Source organism: Streptomyces sp. NPDC002788 (assembly GCF_053592115.1).
The window spans coordinates 265263-271441 of record NZ_JBSFVB010000012.1; the positions used below are offsets into that span (position 1 = coordinate 265263).

General features: G+C 74.1%; 3 protein-coding genes and 4 pseudogenes. 3 read left to right on the forward strand and 4 right to left on the reverse strand.

Translation table 11 applies throughout. The features are described 5' to 3' along the window. Window positions 1-33: 33 nt before the first annotated feature. From ACWD1U_RS23515 to ACWD1U_RS23525, 3 pseudogenes are all read left to right on the forward strand, one after another. A pseudogene (locus ACWD1U_RS23515) lies at window positions 34-429 on the forward strand (class I SAM-dependent methyltransferase); the annotation flags it as partial. Then, window positions 426-1073, forward strand: a pseudogene (locus ACWD1U_RS23520) (transcription termination factor Rho); the annotation flags it as partial. The pseudogenes ACWD1U_RS23515 and ACWD1U_RS23520, both read left to right, overlap by 4 nt. Before the next feature lie 169 nt (window positions 1074-1242). Then, window positions 1243-2007: pseudogene (locus ACWD1U_RS23525) on the forward strand (D-alanyl-D-alanine carboxypeptidase family protein); the annotation flags it as partial. A 59-nt stretch (window positions 2008-2066) separates the two neighbouring features. Here the strand turns inward: ACWD1U_RS23525 and ACWD1U_RS23530 are convergent. From ACWD1U_RS23530 to ACWD1U_RS23545, 4 genes and pseudogenes are all read right to left on the reverse strand, one after another. Beyond that, window positions 2067-3452 carry a glycosyltransferase 87 family protein gene (locus ACWD1U_RS23530; RefSeq protein ID WP_451110200.1) on the reverse strand — a complete coding sequence of 462 codons (1386 nt, stop codon included), beginning with the start codon at window positions 3450-3452 and terminating at the stop codon, window positions 2067-2069. After that, entirely contained in the window at window positions 3449-4843 is a 1395-nt protein-coding gene (mptB, locus tag ACWD1U_RS23535) for a polyprenol phosphomannose-dependent alpha 1,6 mannosyltransferase MptB (RefSeq protein WP_451110202.1), read from the reverse strand. The genes ACWD1U_RS23530 and mptB overlap by 4 nt, the downstream gene beginning before the upstream one ends. Window positions 4844-5091: 248 nt before the next feature. Then, window positions 5092-6015, reverse strand: a complete 924-nt coding sequence (locus ACWD1U_RS23540; protein ID WP_451110204.1) for a glutaminase — start codon at window positions 6013-6015, stop codon at window positions 5092-5094. A gap of 42 nt (window positions 6016-6057) precedes the next feature. Further along, window positions 6058-6179, reverse strand: a pseudogene (locus ACWD1U_RS23545) (aspartate ammonia-lyase); the annotation flags it as partial.

Below are 6179 nucleotides of genomic sequence, written 5' to 3' on the forward strand. Positions count from 1 at the left end.
CCGCCCACGGCGTGTTCGCGGTTGGATGTCCTCATGACGTCCGCCGAGCACGACCGGCTGATGCGGGCCAACCAGGCGAACTGGGACGCCCGCACGCCCGTCCATCTCGCCAGCCGCTTCTACGGTCTCGACCAGGACCTCGACCCCGAACGCTGGTTCGCCCCCTTCGAGTGGGAGGACCTCGGGGAACTGGCCGGGCGTGACGTGCTGCATCTGCAATGCCACCTCGGCACGGAGACGATCGCCTTCGCACGGCGCGGCGCCCGGGCCGTCGGCCTCGACTTCTCCGCGGTGTCCGTCGCGGCCGCGACACGTATCGCGGCGAAGGCCGGCGCGGACTTGAGGTACGTGCAGGCGAACGTGTACGACGCCGTCGAGGCCCTGGACGGGCGGCAGTTCGACGTCGTGTACACCGGCAAGGGCGCCCTGACGAGCGGCCCGAGGAGGTCACCGACATGCGGCGCGGTGTTCAGGGCGAGGTGTACGCCTCGACCTTCGACCGCGGCGCCGGGCAGCACATCGCACTCGCCGACCTCGTGATCGAGCGGGCCAAGCGGCTCGTCGAGGCCGGTGAGGACGTCGTCGTCCTCCTCGACTCGCTGACCCGGCTGTGCCGGGCGCACAACAACGCGGCCGCTTCCGGTGGCCGCATCCTCATCGGGGGCGTCGACGCGTCCGCGCTGACCGGCCCCAAGCGGTTCTTCGGCGCCGCGCGGGCGGCCGAGGAGGGCGGCTCCCTCACCATCCTCGCGACCGCCCTGGTGGAGACCGGCTCCCGGGCCGACGACTTCTACTTCGAGGAACTGAAGAGCACCGGCAACATGGAACTCCACCTGAGCCGAGACCCGGCGTCCCGCCGCGTCTTCCCCGCCGTCGACATCACCTGCTCGGGCACCCGGCGCGAGGAACTCCTTGTGCCCCCGGCCGAGTTGGCGGCCGTCCACGGTCTGCGGCGCGTATTGCGGAGCCGTGACGGGCAGGGCGGCCTGGAGACCCTCCTGGAACGGATGCGCGAGACGCCCGACAACGCCACGTTCCTGCGGCGCATCCGGCCCACGCTGCCCTCGGGCTGACGGGGCCGGGCGCCGCGATCATCCATCCGGGTGCCCGCGCGTGGTGTACGGCCCCGTCGTCGCCGTCAGGGAGCGCGTCCGTTTCTACGTTGAGCCTATGAGCATCGGATTCTCTTCCCGGGTGGCCGTCTCAGCCGGTGCGCTCTGTGCGGCAGGGCTCCTGGCCCTGATGCCCACCGCGGCGGCCGACCCCGGCAGGGCGGAGCCCACTCCGCCGGCCGGGCCGAGGGCGGCTGCCCCGCTCCCCTCGCTGCTGCACCGTCCCGGTGTCCAGGTGCGTCCGCGCGCCGGGGCGGCCCGTGTCCCGAAGGTCTCCGCTCTGTCCTGGCTGGTGGCCGACGCCCGCACCGGTGAGGTGCTCGCCGCCCACAACGCGCACCGCAGGCTGCCCCCGGCCAGCACCCTGAAGACGCTCTTCGCGCTCACCGTGCTGCCCTCTCTGCCGGCGGGCATCCGGCACACGGTCCGCGAGGAGGAGTTGCGGGGCATCGGTGCCGGCAGCAGCCTGGTCGGGGTCGCCGAGGGCCGTACGTACCGGATCGCCGACCTGTGGCGCGGTGTGTTCCTCAACTCCGGCAACGACGCCGTGCGCGTCCTGGCCGAACTCAACGGCGGCTGGCGGGTCACGGCGGCACGGATGCAGGCCAAGGCCCGGTCGCTCGGCGCCCTCGACACGCGCGTGGTGTCCCCGGACGGCTACGACGCTCCGGGCCAGGTGTCGTCGGCGTACGACCTGGCGCTGTTCGGCCGGGTGGGGCTGCGCAACCCCGACTTCGCCCGCTACTGCGCCACGGTCCAGGCCAGGTTCCCCGGCGGCGGTGGCTGGTCGTACCCGATCCTCAACACCAACCGGCTGCTCAGCGGGGCGCGGGGCGTGAAGCCGTACCCGGGCCTGATCGGCATCAAGAACGGCTACACCAGCAAGGCCGGCAGCACGCTCGTGGCGGCGGCGCGCCGGGGCGGCCGCACCCTCGTCGTGACGGTGCTGAACCCTCAGGAGGGCGGCGGCTCCGCCGTGTACGAGGAGGCACGCTCGCTGCTCGACTGGGGCTTCGGTTCGGCCGGGCGGGTCGACGCCGTCGGCTCGCTCGGCACCCCGCGGGCCCCCGCCCGGCCCGCGACGACGCCGCCGCCCGCGGTCGCGGCGGCCGTGCACGAAGAACCCGACTCCGGCTGGACGGAGGCGGGGCTGATCGCGGGGGCCGCCGGGACGGGCGCGGTGGTGGTGGTGCTGGTGCTGCGGCTTCCGGTCCGCAGGCCCGACCGGGGCTGACCGGCCGGCAGCCACAGCAGCAGGCCCAGGGTGATCCAGGCGTAGGCGTTGCTGCCCACGAACCCGTCGACGCCGGACGCGTCGTCGAACCACAGCCACACCACGCTGGTGCACAGCACCGCGTACAGGGCGCCCGCGATGCGGAAGTGCCGCGCGCGGACCAGCACGGCGAAGGAGGGCAGCAGCCACACGAGATGGTGCACCCAGGTGATCGGGCTCACCAGGCAGGCGGCGAGCCCGGTCAGGGCGAACGCGGCCGTCCAGTCCCCCGCGGCGACCGCCCGGCGCACCCGCACCGCCCACACGCCGAGGACCAGCAGGACCACCGCCGCCCACACCGCCCGGTCCGGTTCGCCCAGCCGGGCCAGGACGCCCTGCACGGACTGGTTCGACACATAGGCCGGACGGCCGATCCTGTGGGTGTCCCACAGCGCCTCGGTCCAGTAGAAGCGCGAGGCGTCCGGGTCCACCCCGGCCGCGAGAGCCGTGGCCCCGAGGGCCACGCCTGTGGCGATCGCCGCGGCGCGCCACCGTCTGGCCACCAGCAGCAGACCGATGAACAGCGCCGGCGTGAGTTTGACCGCGGCCGCGAGGCCGATGCCGGCACCGGCGAAGCGTCCGCGTCCGGTGGCGAGCAGCGTCGCGTCGGTGAGGACGAGGGCCAGCAGCAGCAGGTTCACCTGGCCGAAGCTGAACGTGTCGCGCAGCGGCTCGAACAGCGGGAGCAGGCAGGCGATCAGGGCCCAGCCGTACCAGCCGGGGCGCCGCCATGCGGACCCGGCGAGCAGCCGCAGGATCACGGCCAGGGCCGCCAGGTTGAGCAGCAGGGCGGCGGCGACGGCGGTGCGCAGGTCCAGCAGCGCCATCGGCAGCATGGCGACCGCGGCGAACGGCGGGTAGGTGAAGCCGTACGTCGTGCCGGGCACCCGGTAGTCGTAGATCCGGCCGCCGTGGTGGACCCAGGAGTCGATGCTGCCGTAGTAGACGCGCAGGTCGAACCAGTCGCGCAGCAGAGGCACGGTCGCGGTGAAGACCGTCACCAGCGTGGCGAGGGCGAGCACCAGCACCAGCCGGCCCCGGTCGGTGCGCCGCAGGGCGGGGGTCACGCCGTGCGTCCCAGTGCCGGGGCGAGTTCGGCCTGGTGGGCCTGCCACAGCACGACGACGGCCAGGGTGCCGCCGGAGACGGCCAGCAGGAGCTGCCCGGTGTCCGCCGGCCCGCCGCTGGGCAGGACGCTCAGCGCGAGCACACCGGTCACGGCGGCCATGCGGGGGCGTACTGAGGTGCCGGGCGCGGCGGCTGCGATGAGGAACAGGCCCCACAGGGCGTACCAGGGGCGGATCGCCGGGCCGAGCCCGGCCACCGCCGCCAGGCTCAGGCCGAGCGCGTACACCGGCCGGGGACGCAGCCGCAGCCAGATCAGTCCGATCGCGACCGCGGCCGCCACGATGCCCAGCGTGTGCCAGGCGGGGATCGCCAGCGGCGCCAAGGGGCTGTCGAGGTGCTCCAGCAGGGCCCGGGTGGCGCGGCCGAGGAGGGTGGTCAGGGCCCAGTTCTGGGGGGAGACGGGGGTGTTCAGGGCGCCGATCCAGCCGTATCCGGTGCCGGCCGCGGCCGTGGCCGCGACGGTTGTCGCGGCAGCCGCCGTGGTGGTGGTGACGAGGGCCTTCGCCGGACTGCGGCCCGCGCTCACCTGGAGGGCCACGACGGCGGCCAGCCCGAGCGCTGCGGGCGCCTTGACCAGGGCGGCGAGGGTGAGGAGGACGGCGCCGAGGACCGGCCACCGGCCGAGCGCGGCCACCAGGCCGACGCCGAGCAGGCCCAGCATGAGGGCGTCGTTGTGGGCGCCGGCGACCAGGTGCAGCAGGACGAGCGGGTTGAGGACGCCGAGCCACAGCGCGGCGGACGGGTCGGCGCCGCTGTGGCGGGCGAGGCGGGGCAGTGCGGCGGCCATCAGGGCCACGCCGGCCAGTGCGACGAGCCGCATCCCGAGGAGCCCGGCGGGCAGTTCGCCGCGTGTCAGGCCCGACAGGGCCGCCGCCACGGCGAGGAACACGGGGCCGTACGGGGCTCCGGTGTGCAGCCAGAGCGGGGCGACCTCGTCGGCGAGCGGGCCGCCGAGACGGGACGGCCCGTGCGCGTAGACGTCCATGTGCGCCTCGACCATCGCGCCCTGGGCGAGGTAGCTGTAGACGTCCCGGCTGAACAGCGGCGGGGCGAGCAGGAGCGGGGCGGCCCAGGCGGCGAGGACGAGCAGGAGGGCATGGGGGGCGGGTGGTCTCGGGCCCCTGACCAGGCGGCCCAGCAGGGCCCAGGCCGCGATCAGCAGGACGACGCCGAAGTACGCGCCCACCAGGCCGAGGGCGGCGCGAGCGGAGGCCGGGTGGAGGAGGTCCCGTACGGGGAGGGCTCCGGACGTCTCACCGCCCAGGGCGAGGCAGGCGGTACCGGCCAGACCGAGTATCTGACAGCGGCGGAGATCGACGGGAAGAGCCATGGCCAACACTCGGGCAGCGTGTCAACGCAGTGTGGCCGGAAGGGGACGCCTCCTTCTCCGGCGGGGGGCCTGCGTGTGACCGGCCGGTGATCGCGGGCCGAGTTTCCGCGGCGGCGAGCCGTCCAGCCGGTCTCTGTACACCGACGAGGTACGGGCCGAGGCGCACATGCCGCTGCCCCGGACGCGTACGACCTGCGCGGCCCGGCGGCCCCCACGCTGCTGGAAGACTGCTCGGCCGAGGGGGGCGGTCAGAACACCGACAGACCGGTCAGGGTCGTGAAGCGGTCGAGCGCCGCCACCCCGGCGACCGAGTTGCCCCGCTCGTCCAGGCCCGGGCTCCACACGCACAGCGTGCAGCGGCCCGGGACCACCGCGATGATCCCTCCGCCGACGCCGCTCTTGCCCGGCAGGCCCACGCGGTAGGCGAAGTCGCCCGCGGCGTCGTACGTGCCGCAGGTCAGCATGATCGCGTTGATCTGCTTGGCCTGGCTGCGGGTGAGCAGGCGGGTGCCGTCGGCGCGGATGCCGTGGCGGGCGAGGAAGGTCGTGGCGAGGGCGAGGTCGGCGCAGGACGCGGCGACGGAGCACTGGCGGAAGTACTGGTCCAGGAGCGTCGGCACGGGGTTGTCGATGTTGCCGTACGACGCCATGAAGTGCCCGAGCGCGGCGTTGCGGTCGCCGTGGGCGGACTCCGAGGCCTCGACCTCCTTGTCGAAGGTCAGGTCCGGGTTGCCGCTCTCGGCCCGCAGGAACGCGAGCAGTTCGCCCGAGGCGTCGCCGGTGCGGGTGTGCAGCCGGTCGGTGACGACGAGGGCGCCCGCGTTGATGAACGGGTTGCGCGGGATGCCGTTCTCGTACTCCAGCTGGACGAGGGAGTTGAAGGGGTTGCCTGAGGGTTCACGGCCCACGTGCTCCCACAGGGTGTCGCCCTCGCGGGCCAGGTCCAGGGCGAGGGTGAAGACCTTGGTGATCGACTGGGCGGAGAACGGCTGCCGCCAGTCCCCCACGCCGTACACCGTGCCGTCCGGTTCGGCCACGGCCATGCCGAAGCGGCGCGGATCGCAGGCGGCGAGCGCGGGGATGTAGTCGGCGGGCCGGCCGCGGCCGGGTGTCCGCTCGATCTCCTCGGCGATGCGCTCGAGGACCGGCTGGAAGGTCGTCGACGACGTCATGATCGCTATTGTCCTCCGTGCCGGTCCCGGTGCGCGTGCAGGTCAGGCCCGCGCCGGGCCGCTGCCGGTCAGGACCTCGGGCCGCAGCAGGTCGGTAAGGGTCTCGGCGGGCAACAGGCCCTTCTCCAGGACGAGTTCGGCCACGCCACGGCCGCTGACGAGGG

Bases quoted from the DNA above. Each gene is read 5' to 3' on its own strand.
- ACWD1U_RS23540 (WP_451110204.1), bottom strand. From the start codon at position 6,015: ATGACGTCGTCGACGACCTTCCAGCCGGTCCTCGAGCGCATCGCCGAG.
- mptB (WP_451110202.1), bottom strand. From the start codon at position 4,843: ATGGCTCTTCCCGTCGATCTCCGCCGCTGTCAGATACTCGGTCTGGCC.